Genomic DNA, 20470 nt, shown 5'->3' with positions numbered 1-20470 from the left:
CCTCTCGTTTATTCATCAAAAGGCCACTTTGGTAGCATTTTGCCTAATGGTTTATCCTGACGTTTCCCTAGCACATAATCAGCCTGCATAATAGTATGAATTTCACGTGTGCCTTCATAAATAACAGGCGCTTTGGAGTTACGCAAATAACGTGCAACTGGATATTCATCTGAATAACCATAGGCACCATGAATTTGCACTGCGTCATCTGCTGCTTTGTTAGCAAAATCACAGGCCTGCCATTTTGCAAGAGACGTCTCTCTCGTATTTCGAACACCTTTGTTTTTTAGTTCACCAACACGATAGACAAGTAGACGACTCATTTGATAGCCTGCCTCCATTTTGGCAATCATTTGCCCTACTAGCTGATGTTCACCAATAGGCTTGCCAAATGTTTCACGTTCATGGCAATATTTCACACTTGCCTCAAGGCATACTTGAATGAGTCCCACAGCGCCAGCAGCTACCGTGAAACGACCATTATCAAGAGCAGACATGGCAATTTTAAAGCCCTCGCCCTCTTCTCCTAGTCGATTCTCTACTGGTACACGTAAATCTTCAAAAAAGAGCTCACCAGTATTACCAGCACGAATACCATATTTCCCCTTAATAGCCTTTGAGGTAAAGCCGGCCATTGATCGCTCTATAATAAATGCACTAATACCGTGATGTTTCTTCGATTTATCTGTATAGGCAAAAACAATAAAATGATCAGCTATATCACATAAGGAAATCCAAGTTTTTTGCCCATTTATAACATAAAAATCCCCATCACGTACAGCAGTAGTAGACATTGCCGCTACATCTGAACCAGCTCCTGGCTCTGTTAGACCAAATGCACCAATTCGAACACCCTTTGCCTGTGGAACAAGATATTGTTGCTTCTGCTCCTCTGTTCCCCATTGCATTAGGGTCATACTATTCAAGCCTGTATGAACTGAAACCGCTGTTCGAAATGCCGTATCTCCTCGCTCTAGTTCCTCACAAACAATAGCAAGCGAATTATAATCCATACCGCTACCACCGTATTTTTCAGGAACACAAACGCCCATTAAGCCAAGCTCAGCAAGTCTTGACCAAATCTTTGCATCAAAGCCTCCTGTTGCATCCCACTTTGCAATATTGGGCATGATTTCATCGTCTACAAATTGCCGAACTGTTTTTCGTAGCAGCTCCTGCTCAGTGCTAAAGTCGAAATTCATGGTTGACACCTACCATTTCACAATCATTGCAGATTTATGAGAAGTCTCTTTTATGACAACGCCGCGTTTTGCCATCTCTTCCATATACGTATCTCCTGGAACAATTGATTCAGGCGCAAATACACCACGCTCTGTAATCGTCCCTTCACCAATCATTTGCGCAACAACAGAAATCGTATTAGCTGTTGCTCGAGCCATGGCTGTTTCATTTATTGTCATATCTTTTCTAACGACCATTTCGTACTCGTACGTTACTTGTTGCTGCGCCTTTTCTCCAGCAACAATGACACGCAGCAGTACAGCATCTGGTTTTGTTCCAAGTTCAAGCTTCTTTTTAAGTGCCTCACGCACAACTGCTCGAACTGGCACTTCTTGATTTTCGACTTCAACCTTATTCGTTGAATCGAGGAATCCTAAATCAGCTAACAGCTTAAATTTCTCTGCATGCCCCTTATAGCGAATTGTTTTGTACTCTAATGTTCGAACATTAGGAAATGTCTTATACAGAGTAGAAATACCACCTGATGTATAAAATGCCTCTAGCACACCAAAATCGTCAAAATAAATAGGCTCGACACCTGATAGAGATGGAACTTCCTCAAGCTTTCCTTTTTGAATCGCTTTTGAAGGCTCTGTATAATGATCAAAAACCCCATCTAAAGAAAATACTCGTGTGTAATGAAGAGGTGGCTTTGGCTCTGTTGGAATTCCTCCCACAAATAGCTTAATAGATTCGACTTCATCTAATTTTGATGCACCATAGCCTGTTAAAATATTGACCATACCTGGAGCAACACCCAAATCAGGAATAATTGTTACACCTTTAGCTTTTGCTTCTTCATGAAGATCTAGAATTTTCTCTGTTACCCCACCGATATGACCACCTAAATCCACGGAATGTACTCCAGCTTCAATTGCTGCTCTTGCTACACGTTCATTAAAGGAATAGAATAGAGCATTTACGACCACATCACCTTTAGATATGACGTTCATTAAAGATTCATCGTGCTCTGCATGAAGCTCCACTACCTCAACCTTATCTGTGTTTAACGTGTTCACAAATTCCTGTGCCACCCTTACATCTATGTCCCCTAAGATTACACGTTCTACTTTATTATTTTTAATTAAATCACGAGCTACCTCTTTTCCCATTAAACCTGCACCTAATACAACAACCTTCATCAAGAACATCCCCTTTCGTTGATCTGTTACTCTGTATCGATTTGTGCTCTTTGTAATTTACCGCTATAGTCTACATAAATACTTTTCCATTCCGTATAAACATCTAAGGCAGCTACACCTGAATCACGGTGACCATTCCCCGTCCCTTTCGTGCCACCAAATGGTAAATGGATTTCTGCCCCAGTTGTGCCTGCATTCACATAAACAATCCCTGTGTCTAAATCTCGCTGTGCGCGGAAAATTGTATTCACATTCTGTGAGAAAATTGAGCTGGATAAGCCAAATTTTACGCCATTGTTTACTTCGATCGCTTCCTCTATACTTGCTACTTCGATTATTGAAACGACAGGTCCAAAGATTTCCTCCTGTGCAATAATCATGTCTGGCTTAACATTAGTAAACAGTGTCGGCTCATAATAAAATCCTTTATCATAGGGTGTTTCGTTTAATATTCTGCCACCTGCTAACAATGTCGCCCCTTCTTGTTTACCAATTTGGACATAGTGATTGATTTTTTCTAATGATGCTTTATTAATTACTGGCCCTATTTTTACGTGTCCATCTAGGCCGTTCCCAATTGTTAATTTTTGCATTTCATCCAATAGACGTTTTTCTAGTTCTTCTCTTACATCTTTATGCACAATCACTCGACTACATGCCGTACACCTTTGACCAGCTGTGCCAAATGCACTCCATAAAATTCCTTCCGTAGCGAGCTGTAAATCAGCATCATCCATAACAATTACTGCATTTTTGCCACCCATCTCTAGTGAAATCTTTTTCAGGTGTTTTCCACCAAGCTCTGCTACTTTACTTCCTGTAGTTGTTGAGCCGGTAAATGAGATAACCTTAACATTTGGGTGCTCAATTAATGCTGTTCCTACTGTTGGGCCACTACCAAATACAATATTTGCCACTCCATTTGGCAGGCCTATTTCTTCAAAAATTTTGCCCATTTCATAGGCCATCATTGGTGTCTCATTAGAGGGCTTCCAAATAAATGTGTTTCCGGCAACAATAGCAGGGAATGATTTCCATGTTGCGATCGCTACTGGGAAATTCCAAGGTGTAATTAAGCCGACAACCCCTATAGGTGCCCGGACACTCATTGCAAATTTATTAGCAAGTTCAGACGGGGTTGTTTCCCCAAACAATCTCCGCCCCTCACCAGCCATATAATAGGCCATGTCTATCCCTTCCTGTACCTCACCTCTAGCCTCTTCAATAACCTTTCCCATCTCTTTTGTTAAAACGGTCGCCAAATATTCCTTTTTCTCTTTCATTTTTTGACCGATGGCATATAAATAATCAGCACGTTTAGGCGCGGGTACTAATGCCCAGCTTTTTTGTGCTTGCTTAGCAGCCGCTACCGCTTCATTTACCTCACTTACTGTGGAACGCGGAATTGTTGCTAGTTGCTCTCCGTTCGCAGGGTTCGTCACTGCCATACTTTGTAAATGGGAATGTGTTACCCATTCACCACCGATAAAGTTTTTGATTTCCAATACTCACACCCCCTGAAGTAATCTAGATGCCTCGGCTACGTTGCTAATTGTTACATCGCATGCAGGTATTATCTATCATTCTATTTAATCAATATTAAATATGTCAAAATTCCGAATTTTCACCAAACATTTCACCTGCAGAGCAAAGCTTTACGTTAGCAACATCGGTGACAACCGCCAGAGGCTTTATTTTCTATTAGCTGACTTCCGTAGAAAAGACCTTAAAGCATTTCCCACAGATGGTGCCTTTTGTGATTATTAACGATCATTAAGGCGATTGACTAAACGAAAATAAATAATACACATTCTAGTTTTTTATATTCGACATTTTCTATGTTATTCCCTTTTTTTCTAAAATAATTAATTATGCAATGAAACTAATGTCACTTATAATCGTATACAGTAACAACAAAATTACTTTTGGAGGAATCCCATTATGAATAATCATGAAATTGACTACAAAATTTTTGGAGACGATATGCAATATGTACAAGTTGAGCTTGATCCTCAAGAAACAGTAGTAGCTGAAGCAGGAGCCTTAATGATGATGGATGATAGAATCCATATGGAAACAATCTTCGGTGATGGCTCAAAAGGTAGCCAAAATAGCGGTATTATGGGGAAACTGCTTGGTGCAGGAAAACGACTTATTACTGGTGAAAGCTTATTTATGACAACATTTACGAATGCTGGTTCAGGGAAGCGCCATGTTTATTTTGCTTCTCCATATCCAGGAAAAATCATTCCAATGGATTTAAGTCAATTAAACGGGAAAATTATTTGTCAAAAGGATGCATTTTTAGCTGCTGCCAAAGGCGTTTCAGTTGGTGTTGAATTCCAGAAAAAAATTGGCGTAGGGTTCTTTGGTGGTGAAGGCTTTATTATGCAAAAACTCGAAGGTGATGGTATGGCCTTCGTACATGCAGGTGGAGCTATTCACGAAAAAACTTTACAGCCTGGCGAAGTATTACGCGTAGATACGGGATGTTTGGTTGCTATGACATCTGATGTAGACTACAATATCGAAATGGTTGGCGGCGTAAAAACGGCATTGTTTGGTGGCGAAGGTATCTTCTTTGCTACTTTAAAGGGTCCTGGTAAAGTATGGATTCAATCATTACCATTTAGCCGTTTAGCAAGCCGCGTCTTCGCAGCAGCGCCAATTTCTCAAGGCGGTGGCGGTCAATCTAAAGGTGAGGGCGGTATTGGCGGTTTATTTGATTTATTTAATAGGTAATGCCTATTTTCTACCAAAAGGAACACATCTAACTACGATGTGCTCCTTTTTTATTTTGCTTTTACAAGATGTGTCATTAATCGATCCTATTCGAAACAGCCTTTCCTTGTCCATATGCAGTAAGTGCTTTCACGTTCAGCATGAACATAGCCGTTCTCGTCTCAAGCGATGCACTGCCGATATGTGGAAGTGCCACAACATTTGGCAGCGTCAATAATGGATGATCCAATGAAATAGGCTCATGCTCAAAAACATCTAACCCTGCAGCCCATAGCTTACCTTTTTTCAATGTATGATAGAGTGCATCTTCATCAATAATGCCACCGCGTGATGCATTGATTAACACTGCGTCATCCTTCATTAAGGCAAGCTCCTCTGCTCCGATAAGACCCACAGTATCACTATTATATGGCGTCATAATAACAACAAAATCCGATTGCTTTAAAAGCTCCTCTAGTGAGGCATACTTAAATCCGTACATTTCCTCTGCCTCATGCCGACGTCTTCGATTATTATATAAAATCTTCATATCAAAGCCTTTTGCACGTCTTGCTACAACCTGCCCAATACGCCCCATTCCAATAATTCCAATAGTAGCTCCAGACACGTCTTTTCCTACTAATTGCATTGGATACCAGCTTTTCCATTTACCCTCACGTAAATATCGTTCGCTTTCTGGAATTCTCCTTGCAGTTGCAAGCAATAAGCCGAATACTAAATCTGCAGTGGTATTTGTTAAGACTCCAGGCGTATTTGTTGCCATTATGCCTCTTTTGCGTAAAGCTTTAACATCAATATTATTAAAGCCGACAGCTAAATTTGTCACTAATTTAAGATTGGGTGCGTGCGATAACAGCTCTTCATCCACTTGATCTGTAATAGTTACCCAAAGTACCTCGCAATCGGTAACAGCTGACAACAATTTATCCCGTGGTATAACCTCCTCTTCCTCCTCCCATTGCTCGATTTCATAGTACTCTTGCAATAGCTCCACTATATGCGTAGGGAACTTACGTGTAATAAATAATTTCTTTTTCATACTCCGAACACCCCTCTTTTTATTTCCCCAATTCGCCTATAGCGTAACACTTCGTACAAGCATTTTCTAGGGCATTCTTATCTTCGCTAATTTGCTCTTGCCTTCTTTCTTTCTGACAATAATTATGTTCATCTGTCTATAAATGGTTCTATCCTTCTAAAAAGCAGTTTTATCGAGTTACAATAAAAAACTATGCAAAACTTTATGCATAGTTTTAACATATTTAAAAATCTCTAATTGTTGTATCTAATCGATTAGCTACTTTTTCCAACTCCTTTGAAGATTCACCAATCGTTTCGATAATAGCAGCTAATTCGATTATTTGCTGTCCAACATTTTGGAAATTAGTGATAGAGCCCTCTACTGAGCCAGATATAGCATCAAATGCTTTTAAAGATTCTGCATTTTGTTTCATACTATTATTCACTAGCTCTTGAATCTCTTGTATTGCATGGACAACCTGATTTGTTATCTCATTAGACATTTTTATTAGATCAGCAATTTGCTCCACTGAATGTTTGGTTTGATCTGCAAGCTTCCGAACCTCATTTGCTACTACAGCAAAACCTTTCCCATGCTCACCAGCACGCGCAGCCTCAATCGCTGAATTCAATGCAAGTAAATTTGTTTGACCAGAAATACTTTTAACTATTTCAACAACATCATTAATTTTAGAGGAAGATTTATCTAATTCCCCTACCATTCCTGCCATATCAACCGTCTTATGATGTATTTTTCCAGTTTGCTCATTCATCAATATTATTTTGGAATAACCTTCATTGGATACTTTTTGCATTATTTTTGCTTCATTAATACTGTCATTCAAATATTCATTAACTTCCTTGGCACTAAAAATAAGCTCCGTAACAGTCTCATTCGTACTATGGGATTGAGTCTCTAATCGTGTTGATATCCCACCAATAATATCCTTAACATGTGTACGCACACTATTTCGGTGCTCTTCCATTAATGTATTCGCATAATTATCGTATTCCTCTAAAACAATCTGCTGCTCTAAATTACAAATTTTACTGATGGCTTCACAAAACTTTTCTTCATCGTCCTTTGATAACTGAAGCTGATAAACTATTTTTCTTAATGATTTTTCAAGATTTTGAAAGGCAGCTAAGTACCATTTAGGATATAGATTAATCTTCACATGCATTTTTGCAACTCGTCTTCTCTTCTCCACAAAGGCCTCATCTATACGTCCTTCAAACATTTCTATAATATGATGGCGTAATGTTTGGCGTAAACGCTCGCTGGAGCTATGCTTTTGAATTACCTCAAGTAAGGATGGCACACCTTCTACCGCTTGATAGAATGCCGCCACTACCTCTACGACATTGCGTTCGATATAAGGCTTTAAACTCCTTATCAACCGTAAATCCTGTCTAGTCAGATTTATAAGATTTATTTGTAACAGACGTTCCTGATCTTGAATAATAACCCCTATATTTGATTCATCACAAATTTCAATTGTATTTTTCTTAGGCCTATTTCCAATTCGAAACATTCTCTCCACCTCATGCATATGTTCTTGGCCATACTATATCTATCCTACTAACTATTATCCAAAAGTAACAAGTATCCAGATTGCATCTGCATCTATTATAAGGTCTAATCCATAAAAGTTACAATATATAGGTAAATTCCGTCTGTTTTCGAGTTATTTTCCCATCAATTTTTAGAATATTAAGGTCTTTTTTACTGTCTATAAGTCATTTTTTTTGGTTTTACCCTATATTTTGTAGGTTTGAACGGTTAAATCGACAAAAAAGCCACTCGTCTTTTTAAAAGAAGAGTGACTATCTAAATTACATAAAAATAACAATAGCTAATACGGCTGCTAATACTAAACGGTAAATAGCAAATGGCATTAATTTCACTTTAGAAATGAGCGCTAAAAAGAATTTAATTGAAAGTAATGCAAAGACAAATGAACTAATAAAGCCTACTACATAGAAGCCCAAATAATCCATGGACAACGTATCCCAGTTTTTCAATACAGAGACTAGACTAGCTCCTGCCATAATTGGCACTGCCATAATAAAAGTAAAATCTGCTGCTACACGGTGGCTCATACCAAATAGTACACCACCAGAAATCGTTGCACCAGAACGGGAGAACCCTGGCCACAGTGATAAACATTGTACTAAGCCTACTTTAAATGCTAAACCGTAAGAGATTTTATCTAGTGAATCCACTTTTGGTCTTTTTGGAGCAAGCTTATCTGCTGCAATCATTAAAAGAGCACCAGCCACTAATGCATAAATAACATGTTCTACTTTAAATAAATGGTCATCAATAAAATCTTTAAAGGCAAAACCTAACACAACTGCTGGTAACATCCCTACAATTACATGCAATAAGTTGAAGTGACCTTTCACAGATGTTGATTGCCCATCAATTTTATAAAGTCCAACTAGGTTTAGCATTCGTTTCCACATTACTACAACGACAGCTAATATTGAACCTAATTGTACAACTATTTTAAACGTATTGGCGGGATACATCCCTAAAAATTCCTCAGTTTTTAACCACATATCGTCTACAATAATCATATGACCTGTCGACGAAACTGGCGCAAACTCTGTCATACCCTCTACAAAACCTAAAATAAGTGCCTTTAATAACTCTATGATTTCCACGTTGTCACCTTACCTTTTTTTGAATATTACTGATTATCTATGGTTAGAGGAAGATCTATGATTATCAACTTACCTCAAATAGCTATTACTATAGGTTATTGAAAACGTATATCCACTACCCATAGTTCTGAACGGCTACCTATTCTCATCGGAGGACCCCAAAAGCCAAAACCTGATGAAACAAGTGTATGCATTTGCTCCTTCATCTTATAACCGTAATCGAGCTCAAATACACGAGATGTTATATACTGATTAGGCCAAAGCTGTCCTTTATGTGTATGTCCTGACATATGAAAATCTACACCTAAATATGCAGGTGTTTTTAAATCATTTGGCGTATGATTCATAACAAACCATGGCAGATCATCTGTTAATTTCAAAGCATCAAGTTGCTTTCTTTCCTTGTTAGTAAGATCCTCTTGACCAGTTAATATTAACGTATTATCAATCCGAATAGTTTCATCTCGTAAAATTTTCACATGGGCTTTCTCCATCTCTTCAACAAACTCAGGAATTTTCTTACCGTAATATTCGTGATTACCCAGTACACCATACACGCCATATGTAGTAGTTAGCTGCTTCATCACATCTGCCATTCCCTCATCTACAAACCATTTAGGATCATCATCCACAATATCTCCAGCTAAAAAAACAATATCTGGCTTTGCCTCATTAGCTAATGTAACAAAGCTCTCTAAATGTCTTTTATGTGAAAGAATACCTAAATGAAAATCCGATGCCATAACAACTCTCAAAGTTTCTAACTCACTAGTTTTTTTATCCACCGTGAACTCTAAATGACGAACTACAGGAGAATACGCTAAATAGGAACCAACAATGGCTAATACAAACAACATAGCAATTGCTATACTACCAATTATTTGCACATCTTTAAAGGGGCTTAACCAAATTACTACATGTGCTGTTAAACAAATCAATAATCCGTATTCAAAAACAAACATCCAATAATTCCCTAATACTGAGAATATTTTTAAAGATTCATGCAGTCTTCCGATAACAATGCTAAATGCAGCAACAAACAGAACTAACCAATAGAGTATAGGATAACGAAACCATCCCAGTGAAACAAGCCACTGCCTTAATCCCCACCCTATGTAAAATGTTAATGCGCTATAAATACTTAATAGAAGAATTCCACCGATTACTTTTGGCATATTCTAGTCCTCTACTTTCATTTATTCTTAATTGATTATAGCATTATCTTTATCATTCATATTTTAATAAGTACTTGGAATCAATTACGCCCCAGCGTAATTGCATTACGTTCGGATTTTTTCGAGTTCACTCGAAAAACCCCTCTTCAAAATCCGTGACATCCGCCGGGGCTTTTGATTCAGCAGGGGTTTGTACACCCGCTGAATCAAGATAAACTACTAAAGGGTCCTATTGCCAATTAAATTGTACCCTGCCTCTTTCTATTTTTTCTCACGATTAACATGACATTTCCCTTGGATTAGTGACATTTTCGTCATCTTTCATGAATCACTCAAAATAATATAGCACTTTTATTTTCACAATTTTTCCAGTATTATAACAACAAGGAAAGTAAATTTACGCATTTACTAGCTAAAAGGGGTGTTATTCAAATGACAAGGTATAAATTTGAATCAGCAGAGCATGAGTTATTCCGTAAAACTATACGTAAGTTTTTAGCAGAGGAAGCCGAGCCACACTATGCACAATGGGAAAAGGATCACCTCATACCACTCAACTTTTGGCATAAGTTCGGAGAAATGGGCTATCTATGTCCACAGGTAGAAGAGCAATTTGGCGGTCTTGGATTAGATTTTAGCTTTGGTGTCATCATTCAAGAGGAGTTGGAAAGAATAGGCTCCAGTCTTATTGGCATTGGCCTGCACAATGATATTGTCGTGCCATATATCGAAGCATATGGCACACAAGAGCAAAAAGCACGTTGGTTACCTAAATGTGTTACAGGCGACTATATTACTGCCATTGCAATGACAGAACCAGGTGCTGGGTCTGACCTGGCAAATATTCAAACTACAGCTATTCGTGACGGTGATCATTATGTCGTTAATGGACAAAAAACGTTTATCACAAATGGCATTCATACAAACTTAGCAGTTGTTGCGGTGAAGACAAATCCTCAGGCTGAAAAAAAACATCACGGCATAAGCCTTCTAGTCATCGAGGATGGCACAGCAGGTTTCATAAAAGGGCGTAAACTTGATAAGGTCGGGATGCACGCACAGGATACAGCTGAGCTATATTTCGAGGACTGTCGAGTTCCTGTAGAAAACCTTCTTGGTGAAGAAGGAAAAGGCTTTATCTATATGATGGAAAAGCTACAACAGGAACGTTTAGCAGTTGCTATTGCTGCACAGACAGCTGCTGAAGATATGTTAGCTTTGACAATTGATTATGTAAAATCAAGAGAAGCATTCGGAAAATCTATTGCTAATTTTCAAAATACTCAATTTAAGATAGCTGAAATGGCCACAAAAATTGAGCTTGGTAAATCCTTTTTAGAATCCTTAATTGAAGAGCATATTGCAGGACATGATGTTGTCACAAAAGTATCCATGGCTAAATATTGGATTACGGAAAATGCACGTGAGCTTGCTATTCAATGCATGCAATTGCACGGAGGCTACGGTTATATGGAAGAATATAAAATTGCTCGAAGATACCGAGATATTCCTGTTATGTCCATCTATGCGGGAACCAATGAAGTCATGAAAGTAATTATAGCTAAAAACTTAGGCTTATAATAAAACAGCGGCAAACTGCTTGCCGCTGTTTTTACTATACTGCTGGAATCCGAACGATGACCTTAAATAAATCCCCATCCACATCTATACTCATTCGAGCACCATGGAGATCTACAATGGATTGAGCGATTGCTAAGCCCAGTCCTGAGCCCTCTGTATGTCGAGAAGCATCTGCTCGTTTAAAGCGTTCAAATAATTCCTCAGCATCCTCACTAATTTCATATTTAGCTACATTTTTCACCGTAAATTCAGCATCACCATCTGCTGTACGTTTCAATGTTACATAAACCCGTGTACCTTCTAATGCATATTTCAATACATTGACAATTAAATTATCGACTAGCCTCCACCATTTTTGCCCATCGACATAAGCATATATTGGTTCATTAGGTTTGGTCATTCTTAAATCTAAATGAGCCTGTACTAAATCCTCCTCATGTTCCCCTACTGCCTGCTGTATTAACTGCGTTAAATCAACTCTACTTCGATGAAGCTCAATATTGCCACTTGCCATTTTCGAAACCTCAAAAAGATCCTCAATCAGCACTTTCAACCGCTCTGATTTCTTATCTAATATATGAATATATTGTTTACGCTCTTCCTCTGTAATGTCAGGATTTTTTAGTAAATCAGTATAGGTAATTATGGATGTCAGCGGTGTACGTAAATCATGACTAACATTCGTAATAAGCTCTGTTTTTAAACGCTCGCTTTTTGCCTGCTCATGCATAGATGTACGAACACCTTCTCTTAAATGATTAAGATTTTCAGCATGGTCCTTAAGCGGCGATTTGCCTATTACCTTAACATCCCGATTTAAGCGTCCCTCCGCCATATCCTTTGTATCCTTCATAATACGGTTTAAATAGCCCATTCTAGATAGAAAGACAATAACGGATGGAAAACCTATAATTGCACAAATACCCAAAACTAGTACAGGGAATCCTCCGCCTCGTAACATGGAAGCTACAAGGCTACCACCTCCGAAAAAGGCTGCACCAATCATGACAAAAGAATGCAGTGCAATGGATCGATTGATAAATAAATCAGTCATCGAATCCCCTAATGCCCATAAATAGCTGGACTTTAAATTTTCCTCTAGTTTCTTAGCTGTATTCACTCGATCATATAACCATATAAGCTGAACATAGAACAAAATACCAACAATAAATAGTGCCCCTACTTTAAATATAAAACTTAGTACATAGCTTACATAATTATTTTGATAGTAGTATTCGATGGATTCAAAGGCAATTTGTGAAGCCGCCCAATATATACAACCAGATATAAACAATACTATTAGCTGAAAATCAATTTTCATCTTAGCAAGGGCTTCTTTTTCCTTGATACCCTGAACTACCAGCAGTACTTCTTTGCGCCCTCTCCATGCAAGAACAGCCGCTACAATACCTGTTATCCAAATAAAGAAGAAAATATATTGATTGCGTGTAAACTGCTCATAGCCGTCCATAATACTTGCTAATTGAGCCGATTTTTTAGAAATCGTAATAATACCCGTGTAGTCAGCAGTTTCTCTTAGAATCTCTGTTTCAACATTGGTATCCGTTCGATAAAAAATATGACTTAAATTATCACTAATGTTCCAAGTAGTTAATGGATGCTGCGACGTATACCTTATTTTATAGGCACTACTTTCAGAAACATCACCTGAACGATATATTTTACCTGTCTCTGTGTTCGTTAATTCATAGGACCAATAATTATAGTTTTTCGCAAAACTTTTTGCTTCATCTTTTGCTGCCTTTATATATTGATCAACAACTTCTTCTTTTTGAGCAAGGATTTTTTTCCGGACATGCTCATCATCCTCAAAATTAGCTGTAATATCTTTTATCTTTTCATCTCGTTCTTTTTCAAGCTTTGTTTTTAAATCTGTTGCATTCACATTAGCAGCTTCCTGAATGCGATCTTCATATTGAAGCTTTATGCTATCAATCTGTTCTCCCAAAGATCCAAAATAATTACGGTGATCTTCAATTTCATTTTGATTAACCTCTATTTTACTTTTTAAATCCTCAGCAGTTGGTAAATTTAATACTAATGGCCCTAACTGTGATTGAAAATTATCAATTTCATGCTGAAAATTTTCAGATTGAAAATAAGATTTTCCAATATACTGATACCCTACCTTAGTGAAAGTAAATATACCGAAAATAGCCCAAATTAAACACAAAAGTGCAAGAAGGGATTTCCATTTTTTCACCATGCTGAACACTCCTCTCTAAAAAATTCTTTCAAGTAATTGTAGTACCTCAGAAGAGCGAGCATTTACCATTTGATAGGCGTAGATACCGAAATAAATTAACCCAATAACTCCTGCTACGAAACCAATTATTGTTATATATTGTTCAATTTTATTTTTCCATTTTATAGCCAACGCCCCATACCACCTTTAGATAGCGTGGATTTTTCGGATCTGCTTCAATTTTTTCACGTATTTTTCGAATATGAACAGCCACAATATTCTCAGCATTATAGGCTTCTTCATTCCAAACACGCTCATAAATTTCCCGAATTGAAAACACACGCCCTGCATTTTTCATTAATAACTCCGTAATTTTGTATTCAATTGGTGTTAATCGAACTGGTTCACCTTCTAGAACTACTTCCTTAGCATCTTCATCTAATAACAGTCCATCAATTTCTATTTTTGTTGCACCTTCATTGTACGTCCCAAGCTGTACATAACGACGAAGCTGTGATTTTACACGTGCCAGCAACTCTAATGGATGAAAAGGCTTTGTTACATAATCATCTGCACCTACAGATAATCCATGAATTTTGTCGCCATCCTCTGCCTTAGCACTAAGCATAATAATTGGAATATTGCGCTCCTCCCTAATTTTAAACGTCGCAGTTATACCATCCATATTGGGCATCATAATATCTAAAATAATTAAATGTACTTCATTGTTTTTTAGTTTTTCAAGTGCTTCTAAACCGTCAGCAGCTTTTATCACATTATAGCCTTCATTTTTTAAATAGATTTCAATACCATCACGAATATCTTGATCATCATCTGTTACAAGAACTGTTAGTTTCGTCATGATATACACCTCGCTCTCAATTAATAGTGTACCGTTTAAATCTTAAAAACCACTTATTATAAAAATGAAGAATTTCTTAAGCTTTTAATTAATAATCCTCCACCACATGCAGAACGAATCGTACCTTTGATACCAATAATATAGCAGCTAGAAGGACGAAAAATGAAAATATCATATACTGGCTCCTTCCTCATCGAAAACGTCATCATCTTTAATAATACATATTTATCCAAAATCAAACAATTATCATTTTTAAATTACCACTGTAATGATCTGTTAAACATTATGCTTTCCTAAGAAAAGGACGTTATAATAAAAGCGATCAATTATACGCATCAGCATAATTGCGTGTGGATTTTTTCGAGCTCGCTCGAAAAGCTCCTCTTAAAAATTCGTGATATCCACCAAGGACTTTGGGCCAACGTGATGTTGGTCACTCAGTCGTGTGTTGCTGCCGCTGCGCTTTCGCACAGTAAAAGATTTGCTGAATCAAGATAAAAGGAGCGAAACCTATGTATAAAACAGTTGAGGAAACAGCGATAGATCTTAGTATGTCTGAGGACCAAATACTACGGTTAGTCTACGAGGGACGTATTCGTTCTGTATATGATGGAGACCAAATCTTAATTAATAGCGGACAGTTTAATACTTACTTTGATCAGTTAGAGCGCATTAAAGAAGAAATAGAAATTTGGCGTAATACTCCAATACCTGAGGATATCGATGTGAAGGACGAGGATTAACAAATTAATGTAGATCGTTCAACAAAAAACGCAAAGTTATCAAGTAGCAATCCTTGTAACTTTGCGTTTTACTATATCAATTATGCCTCGGCATAATTGCGTCTGGAACCGTCTTTGTGCTTAGGCCTGCATGAAGCAGGTCAGTTAGCCGTTATCGCATGGATGCGATGATTTTAGGCTAACATCCTTTATTAACTCCTTTTCGATTCCGTGACATCCGCCGGAGGCTTTAACTTCTTTCAGCGGGTATTTGGACACCCGCTGAAAAGTAGCTAAAATTCGCATTCATCTCACCATCTATACAGGTGGGAGATTTTTGATGAAAGAAGTTAAATACTCACAACAAACCCAGCACGTTTACCAATAATTTCAGCGTAATCCTCAACCATAACACTAGCTGTAGGATACATGCCTGCACCAGGTCCTACAAGCGTCAAAGTGCCGATATAGTTCGTGTCTAAGGCAACAGCATTATTGACATCATCGACTGGATACAGCGGGTGTTCTGCGTCTACTAATAAAGGTTCTACTTTGGCTATAATCTTACCATCTGCTAGTCTTTCTACCTCTGCAACATGACGATAGCGCAGACCCTTTGCAGTTGCTTCCTTTACCTGTTCAGCTGAAATGCAGTCAATGCCAATCACTTCTACTTCTGCCCAATTCGGCTGCTCACCGAATGCCAATGCACTTAACACCATTAATTTCTTAAAGGAATCTTGACCTGAAATATCATTATATGGGTCTGCCTCTGCGTACCCTAAATTTTGCGCTTCTTTTAGCGCCGTCTCAAACGACCATCCTTCTGCACGCATTTTCGTTAATATATAGTTACATGTCCCATTTAGGATGCCTTGAATACGACTTACATCATTAACAAGTAAAATATTTTTCATTGTTTTAATGACAGGTACTCCGCCCGCAGTTGTTGCCTCATAACCTACAAAAACACCATTCACTTTCGCAAGATCTTGTAACTCTAAGCCTCTCTTAGCGAACATTACCTTATTTGCAGTGATGACATGACATTTATGTTCAACTGCACGCTTTAAATACGTAAAAGCTGGCTCCTCATTCACGATTGCCTCAAAAACAACCTGCATGCCTGGTTCCGCTAATACATCATCCATACTAGTTGTCATCAAATGTGCTGTGCCTGGTACACGTTCACGACTAGCATCTGTCACTAAGATTTTTGCTACTTCTAACTCAATGCCTAATTTATTTTTAAGCTCTTCTCGCTTTTCGTTTAATATATGGTAAATCCCCTGACCTACCGTCCCAAATCCTAAGATCGCTGCCTTTATAGTTGCCATTCCTGTTATTCCCTCCAACTTACATTCCGCAGTTTCATTATATTTAAGCATTAGCTTCATCCGTACTAATTTTGAATTGTGCACACACCTGTGAAGTAACTTTGATAAATATTATTTTTTGGTATTTCACTCTCATCTAGAATAAATTTGTCTCGTATAGATTGACCAAACAAATTCAAATAATTCAAAATTTAACTTAAAGAAAATTGTAACGCAAATACATACATTGCACAAGAAGAATCTTTCTAGGACGGACATTTGTTTTCCCTAGACGTGCAAAAGAAATCGGTTTCATTCCCTTTATTATACGTTTTTTAAGATGTTCTATAATCTATGAACAAATATTGACGATTATTTTATAAAAAGGATTGTCTTTCTTCTATTATATATGTATGTTACAACATCTATAGAAATTGTTCTTTTGATAGATAGTCATAAAATTATTTACAACAATAGCTTACTCCCTATTTCTGTTTAATTAAAAAGCTCATTCCCTGTAGCAGCAGAGAATGAGCTCAAATATATGAGGGAGAATTAACTAGCCTTTATTAACAACTGATAACGAGATTGTGTAATAGCTTGCTGAACAAGCCCTATTTCATCTTGTGTAAAATTCGGTATAGCATACGTACGTTCAACTAGTTGAAATGTGCCGTATTTTAAATAAAACTCTGTCGCAGGTAGAGGAATATGACTCGTTCCATATTCTTCGTATGCCTCAAAAACTTCTTTTACTGTATAGCCTTCCTCTTTTGCATAAACGTTTTCCTCAAAAGCAGAATGTCCAAAAGTTTGTTGCCATTTACTTTCAACTGATGCCAGTATGTTTTGAATGGACATGTTGTTCACAAACACATGACCTTCATTTAGTTCGTAAATAAGATAAGATGCAATGTTTTGTGCACTATAAACATTTCCCATTTAAAACACTCCTTTATCATCAGTTTTTTAGTGAGAGTAGCTGCTGGCTTGGCAGCTACTCATATATATTTCAAAAGTGGGGGAGCACTTATGAAAACGAATGGAATCATAGTATCCTTTGGGCACCGAATCATTCAAAAAATCGATGCTGTAAATTGGTTCTAGGTTGGTAGCCTTTCGAACGTTTAACTTATTTCCTAGTATACAACATGGTTTTAACTAAGTCAATAATACTTATAAAATTACTAGGTATTATTTATAAAAAATTTCAGATAACTTATCGAATGAGATAAGTGCTTGATGTAGCAACGTTTTACGCATTACCAAATGAGGCTTATCGAATGAGAAAATACGTAAACGCCACAACATTAGCCAATGTTTTTATGCTTCAATCTTTTGTTGTGAAGCTGTTACTTGCTCAATAGCTTGTTCTAAATCTGCAATAATATCCTCTACTGCCTCTAAACCGATTGATAAGCGAATGAGCGACTCGGTTACACCAGTTTGTATTAGCTCTTCAGCTGATAATTGCTGATGTGTAGTAGAAGCTGGATGAATTATTAATGATTTAGCATCCCCTACATTGGCTACGTGGGAGAATAATTTCACACTATCGATTAATTTACGCCCTGCTTCACGTCCACCTTTAATGCCAAAAGTAAGCACAGAACCGAAGCCATTTCTTAAATATTTTTTAGCTAAATCATGTGTAGGGAAATCTTCTAAGCCGTTATAATTTACATATTCCACAGATGGGTGGTTTCGTAAATATTCGGCTACTGCTAAAGCATTTTCATTATGTTTAGGGATACGCAAATGAAGCGTTTCTAAACCTTGTAATAAATTAAATGCCGCATCAGCACTTAATGTTGGCCCAAAGTCACGTAGTAATTGTACACGCAGCTTTGTAGCAAATGCAGCTGCTGCTGTGTCTATACCATATCGGATGCCATGATAGGAAGCATCTGGCTCAGTAAATCCTGGGAAACGACCACGAGTCCAATCAAATTTCCCTGCATCAACTACAACGCCACCTAAAGTTGTTCCATGTCCACCAATCCATTTTGTTGCGGAGTGAACAACAATATCGGCACCAAAATCAATTGGTGTAGAGCCATATGGTGAAGCAAACGTACTATCGATAATTAATGGTAAGCTGTTTTCATGTGCAATATTAGCCACCGCCTCAATATCTAGTACTTTTAAGCTTGGGTTACCATAAATTTCAGCGAATACTGCTTTTGTTTTATCAGTGATTGCTGCCTTGAAGTTTTCAGGATTTGTTTCATCTACAAAAATCGTTTTAATACCATAGTTTGGTAGTGTGTTAGCAAATAAATTATAAGTACCACCGTATAAAGAGCTAGCTGCAACAATTTCATCCCCTGCACCTGCAAGATTTAAAATTGAAAATGCTATCGCAGCTGCACCAGATGATAGTGCTACTGCTGCTGTACCGCCTTCTAATAAAGCGACGCGTTTTTCAAAAACATCTACAGTTGGGTTCGTAATACGTGTGTAAATATTGCCAGCTTCCTCTAGGGCAAAAAGACGTTGCGCATGAGCAGTGTCTTTAAAAACGAAAGCCGTAGAGCGATATACGGGTACGGTGCGAGATCCTGTTACCGGGTCAGGCTCTTGGCCCCCATGTAACAGCAATGTTTCTGGTTTAAAATTTGTCATTGTATACCTCCAAGTGGTTATTTTTTTACGATGGTACCGGAGATGAGGAGGATTTTTCAGTAGAAAACAAAAACCCCCTTCAGCTAAGAAGAGGGTTGCAGTTGCAAGTTTTCCTCCCCTTATCTGCCAGATCCAAGTAAGAATCTGTAGGAATTAGCACCTTAGCAAGTTCATTTCTTGCTGGTTGCCGGGCATCATAGGGCCTATCCCTCCGCCGCTCTTGATAAGAGTATTGCGATTCAATTTCCATCGTTGTTACACAGTATAATCATAGACTTTTTTTCTGTCAACACTAAAATTTTATTTTTTCCGAAACTTCAGTCTGCTTCTTTACGTAATATGAACGCATACACTATTTTAATATTTATTTAGAAAGGAGGATTTTCATGATAACAACCATCATTCTATTTATTGTTGTTGGTTATTTCATCGGCTGTCTTCATGGCTCTAAAGTGGCACAGTTTTTATCCGGTGTAGATTTAAAAAAGACTGGTCATGGGAATGCAGGTGCATCCAATGCAACCCTTTCCCTAGGATGGAAATACGGGGTATTAGTAGCACTTATCGATATTGGTAAAGGTGTGTTAGCGATTATTGGCGCACATATCTATCTAGCAGATGCAACACATTACACAGAGGTGCAAGTTTGGCTCTTCACCTATCTCATAGCAGCAGGTGTCATTCTGGGTCATAATTTCCCATTCCATATGGGCTTTAATGGCGGTAAAGGTACAGCTTCCATAATAGGAATATTGCTTGCTGTTGATTGGAAAATTGGTTTATTTGCACTTATTCTATTTGTCATTTTATCTTTTGCGACAAACTATTTAATCGTTGGTGTTTTAGAGTTCTATCTTGTTTTTTGTACAGCAACTTATTTATGGATTCCGGGAATAGGTCCAACGATTATAGCTTTGCTACTTTTTGGCATAGCTATCATATTGCATATCGAAAATATTAAACGATTAGTCAAAGGAACAGAGCCTAAGGTAACTTCGGCTTTTAAGAAAAAGAAATAATATTTTTTTGGATGTTTTTGTCTTTTCTATGACCATATATTTTCTCTTTATCTACTATTAATGCTGTAAAAAGGGAGTATTTCACTTACTTATTTTTTCTCCAATAAATAGATAAATTATTTTCTTAATAAAACATTTTACTGACCGA

Annotated in this window: 17 protein-coding genes and 1 riboswitch; of the genes, 4 read left to right on the top strand and 13 right to left on the bottom strand. The window is 37.6% G+C overall.

Going from position 1 to position 20470, the window contains the following annotated elements; genetic code table 11:
* Positions 1–8: 8 nt before the first annotated feature.
* From ACQKIM_RS08230 to ACQKIM_RS08220, 3 genes are read right to left on the bottom strand one after another with little or no spacing between them, the layout of a single operon-like run.
* Positions 9–1202, bottom strand: coding sequence for an acyl-CoA dehydrogenase family protein (locus ACQKIM_RS08230; RefSeq protein WP_427541778.1), 1194 nt, complete (start codon positions 1200–1202; stop codon positions 9–11).
* A 9-nt stretch (positions 1203–1211) separates the two neighbouring features.
* The gene (locus ACQKIM_RS08225) at positions 1212–2384 is read right to left on the bottom strand and encodes a saccharopine dehydrogenase family protein (protein WP_427541775.1); all 1173 of its coding nucleotides are present in this window, start codon (positions 2382–2384) and stop codon (positions 1212–1214) included.
* Positions 2385–2410: 26 nt separating this feature from the next.
* Positions 2411–3889 carry an aldehyde dehydrogenase family protein gene (locus ACQKIM_RS08220; protein ID WP_427541772.1) on the bottom strand — a complete coding sequence of 493 codons (1479 nt, stop codon included), beginning with the start codon at positions 3887–3889 and terminating at the stop codon, positions 2411–2413.
* A 436-nt stretch (positions 3890–4325) separates the two neighbouring features.
* Here ACQKIM_RS08220 and ACQKIM_RS08215 point away from each other — a divergent pair, with 436 nt between their 5' ends.
* On the top strand, positions 4326–5126 hold the full coding sequence (locus tag ACQKIM_RS08215) for a TIGR00266 family protein (protein WP_427541769.1): 801 nt from the start codon (positions 4326–4328) through the stop codon (positions 5124–5126).
* Between the two features lie 76 nt (positions 5127–5202).
* Here ACQKIM_RS08215 and ACQKIM_RS08210 read toward each other — a convergent pair whose 3' ends face one another.
* The 4 genes from ACQKIM_RS08210 to ACQKIM_RS08195 form a co-directional block, all read right to left on the bottom strand.
* A complete protein-coding gene (locus ACQKIM_RS08210) occupies positions 5203–6165 on the bottom strand; it encodes a 2-hydroxyacid dehydrogenase (protein ID WP_427541766.1) in 963 nt (320 codons plus the stop codon).
* 223 nt (positions 6166–6388) lie between these two features.
* Positions 6389–7681 (bottom strand): protoglobin domain-containing protein, encoded by a 1293-nt coding sequence (locus ACQKIM_RS08205; protein ID WP_427541763.1) that lies wholly within the window; start codon positions 7679–7681, stop codon positions 6389–6391.
* A 301-nt stretch (positions 7682–7982) separates the two neighbouring features.
* Positions 7983–8816, bottom strand: a complete 834-nt coding sequence (locus tag ACQKIM_RS08200; protein ID WP_427541760.1) for an undecaprenyl-diphosphate phosphatase — start codon at positions 8814–8816, stop codon at positions 7983–7985.
* A 95-nt stretch (positions 8817–8911) separates the two neighbouring features.
* Positions 8912–9991 (bottom strand): metallophosphoesterase, encoded by a 1080-nt coding sequence (locus ACQKIM_RS08195; RefSeq protein ID WP_427541757.1) that lies wholly within the window; start codon positions 9989–9991, stop codon positions 8912–8914.
* Between the two features lie 432 nt (positions 9992–10423).
* Between ACQKIM_RS08195 and ACQKIM_RS08190 the strand changes: the two genes are divergently transcribed.
* The gene (locus tag ACQKIM_RS08190) at positions 10424–11572 is read left to right on the top strand and encodes an acyl-CoA dehydrogenase family protein (protein ID WP_427541754.1); all 1149 of its coding nucleotides are present in this window, start codon (positions 10424–10426) and stop codon (positions 11570–11572) included.
* 34 nt (positions 11573–11606) lie between these two features.
* On the opposite strand, the gene ACQKIM_RS08185 is transcribed toward ACQKIM_RS08190, so the two are convergent.
* From ACQKIM_RS08185 to ACQKIM_RS08175, 3 genes are read right to left on the bottom strand one after another with little or no spacing between them, the layout of a single operon-like run.
* Positions 11607–13799: a histidine kinase dimerization/phospho-acceptor domain-containing protein gene (locus ACQKIM_RS08185; protein ID WP_427541751.1), complete on the bottom strand. Its 2193-nt coding sequence runs from the start codon at positions 13797–13799 to the stop codon at positions 11607–11609.
* Between the two features lie 15 nt (positions 13800–13814).
* Positions 13815–13970 (bottom strand): hypothetical protein, encoded by a 156-nt coding sequence (locus tag ACQKIM_RS08180; protein ID WP_427541748.1) that lies wholly within the window; start codon positions 13968–13970, stop codon positions 13815–13817.
* Positions 13948–14640 (bottom strand): response regulator transcription factor, encoded by a 693-nt coding sequence (locus ACQKIM_RS08175; RefSeq protein WP_427541745.1) that lies wholly within the window; start codon positions 14638–14640, stop codon positions 13948–13950. Before ACQKIM_RS08175 ends, ACQKIM_RS08180 begins: the two co-directional genes overlap by 23 nt.
* A 512-nt stretch (positions 14641–15152) precedes the next feature.
* Between ACQKIM_RS08175 and ACQKIM_RS08170 the strand changes: the two genes are divergently transcribed.
* The gene (locus tag ACQKIM_RS08170) at positions 15153–15383 is read left to right on the top strand and encodes a DNA-binding protein (protein WP_427541742.1); all 231 of its coding nucleotides are present in this window, start codon (positions 15153–15155) and stop codon (positions 15381–15383) included.
* Positions 15384–15712: 329 nt separating this feature from the next.
* Here ACQKIM_RS08170 and ACQKIM_RS08165 read toward each other — a convergent pair whose 3' ends face one another.
* From ACQKIM_RS08165 to ACQKIM_RS08155, 3 genes are all read right to left on the bottom strand, one after another.
* Positions 15713–16699, bottom strand: a complete 987-nt coding sequence (locus ACQKIM_RS08165) for a homoserine dehydrogenase (protein ID WP_427541739.1) — start codon at positions 16697–16699, stop codon at positions 15713–15715.
* Positions 16700–17233: 534 nt separating this feature from the next.
* On the bottom strand, positions 17234–17620 hold the full coding sequence (locus tag ACQKIM_RS08160) for a hypothetical protein (RefSeq protein WP_427541736.1): 387 nt from the start codon (positions 17618–17620) through the stop codon (positions 17234–17236).
* Positions 17621–18001: 381 nt separating this feature from the next.
* Positions 18002–19303: an O-acetylhomoserine aminocarboxypropyltransferase/cysteine synthase family protein gene (locus tag ACQKIM_RS08155; RefSeq protein ID WP_427541733.1), complete on the bottom strand. Its 1302-nt coding sequence runs from the start codon at positions 19301–19303 to the stop codon at positions 18002–18004.
* A gap of 116 nt (positions 19304–19419) precedes the next feature.
* A riboswitch (SAM riboswitch) is annotated at positions 19420–19533 on the bottom strand.
* 156 nt (positions 19534–19689) lie between these two features.
* On the opposite strand from ACQKIM_RS08155, the gene ACQKIM_RS08150 reads away from it, so the two are divergent.
* Positions 19690–20322: a glycerol-3-phosphate acyltransferase gene (locus tag ACQKIM_RS08150; RefSeq protein WP_427541730.1), complete on the top strand. Its 633-nt coding sequence runs from the start codon at positions 19690–19692 to the stop codon at positions 20320–20322.
* Positions 20323–20470: the final 148 nt, after the last annotated feature.

The sequence above is a fragment of the Lysinibacillus sp. NPDC047702 genome (genome assembly GCF_050272555.1).
Classification (GTDB): Bacteria; Bacillota; Bacilli; order Bacillales_A; family Planococcaceae; genus Lysinibacillus.
This window is presented reverse-complemented; position numbering and strand designations above follow the sequence as displayed.

Excerpts from the sequence above, each read along its gene's own strand:
- ACQKIM_RS08215 (WP_427541769.1), top strand. The coding sequence starts at position 4,326 with ATGAATAATCATGAAATTGACTACAAAATTTTTGGAGACGATATGCAA.
- ACQKIM_RS08150 (WP_427541730.1), top strand. The coding sequence starts at position 19,690 with ATGATAACAACCATCATTCTATTTATTGTTGTTGGTTATTTCATCGGC.
- ACQKIM_RS08230 (WP_427541778.1), bottom strand. The coding sequence starts at position 1,202 with ATGAATTTCGACTTTAGCACTGAGCAGGAGCTGCTACGAAAAACAGTT.
- ACQKIM_RS08185 (WP_427541751.1), bottom strand. The coding sequence starts at position 13,799 with ATGGTGAAAAAATGGAAATCCCTTCTTGCACTTTTGTGTTTAATTTGG.
- ACQKIM_RS08165 (WP_427541739.1), bottom strand. The coding sequence starts at position 16,699 with ATGGCAACTATAAAGGCAGCGATCTTAGGATTTGGGACGGTAGGTCAG.
- ACQKIM_RS08205 (WP_427541763.1), bottom strand. The coding sequence starts at position 7,681 with ATGTTTCGAATTGGAAATAGGCCTAAGAAAAATACAATTGAAATTTGT.
- ACQKIM_RS08160 (WP_427541736.1), bottom strand. The coding sequence starts at position 17,620 with ATGGGAAATGTTTATAGTGCACAAAACATTGCATCTTATCTTATTTAC.
- ACQKIM_RS08225 (WP_427541775.1), bottom strand. The coding sequence starts at position 2,384 with ATGAAGGTTGTTGTATTAGGTGCAGGTTTAATGGGAAAAGAGGTAGCT.
- ACQKIM_RS08195 (WP_427541757.1), bottom strand. The coding sequence starts at position 9,991 with ATGCCAAAAGTAATCGGTGGAATTCTTCTATTAAGTATTTATAGCGCA.
- ACQKIM_RS08210 (WP_427541766.1), bottom strand. The coding sequence starts at position 6,165 with ATGAAAAAGAAATTATTTATTACACGTAAGTTCCCTACGCATATAGTG.
- ACQKIM_RS08175 (WP_427541745.1), bottom strand. The coding sequence starts at position 14,640 with ATGACGAAACTAACAGTTCTTGTAACAGATGATGATCAAGATATTCGT.
- ACQKIM_RS08155 (WP_427541733.1), bottom strand. The coding sequence starts at position 19,303 with ATGACAAATTTTAAACCAGAAACATTGCTGTTACATGGGGGCCAAGAG.
- ACQKIM_RS08190 (WP_427541754.1), top strand. The coding sequence starts at position 10,424 with ATGACAAGGTATAAATTTGAATCAGCAGAGCATGAGTTATTCCGTAAA.
- ACQKIM_RS08170 (WP_427541742.1), top strand. The coding sequence starts at position 15,153 with ATGTATAAAACAGTTGAGGAAACAGCGATAGATCTTAGTATGTCTGAG.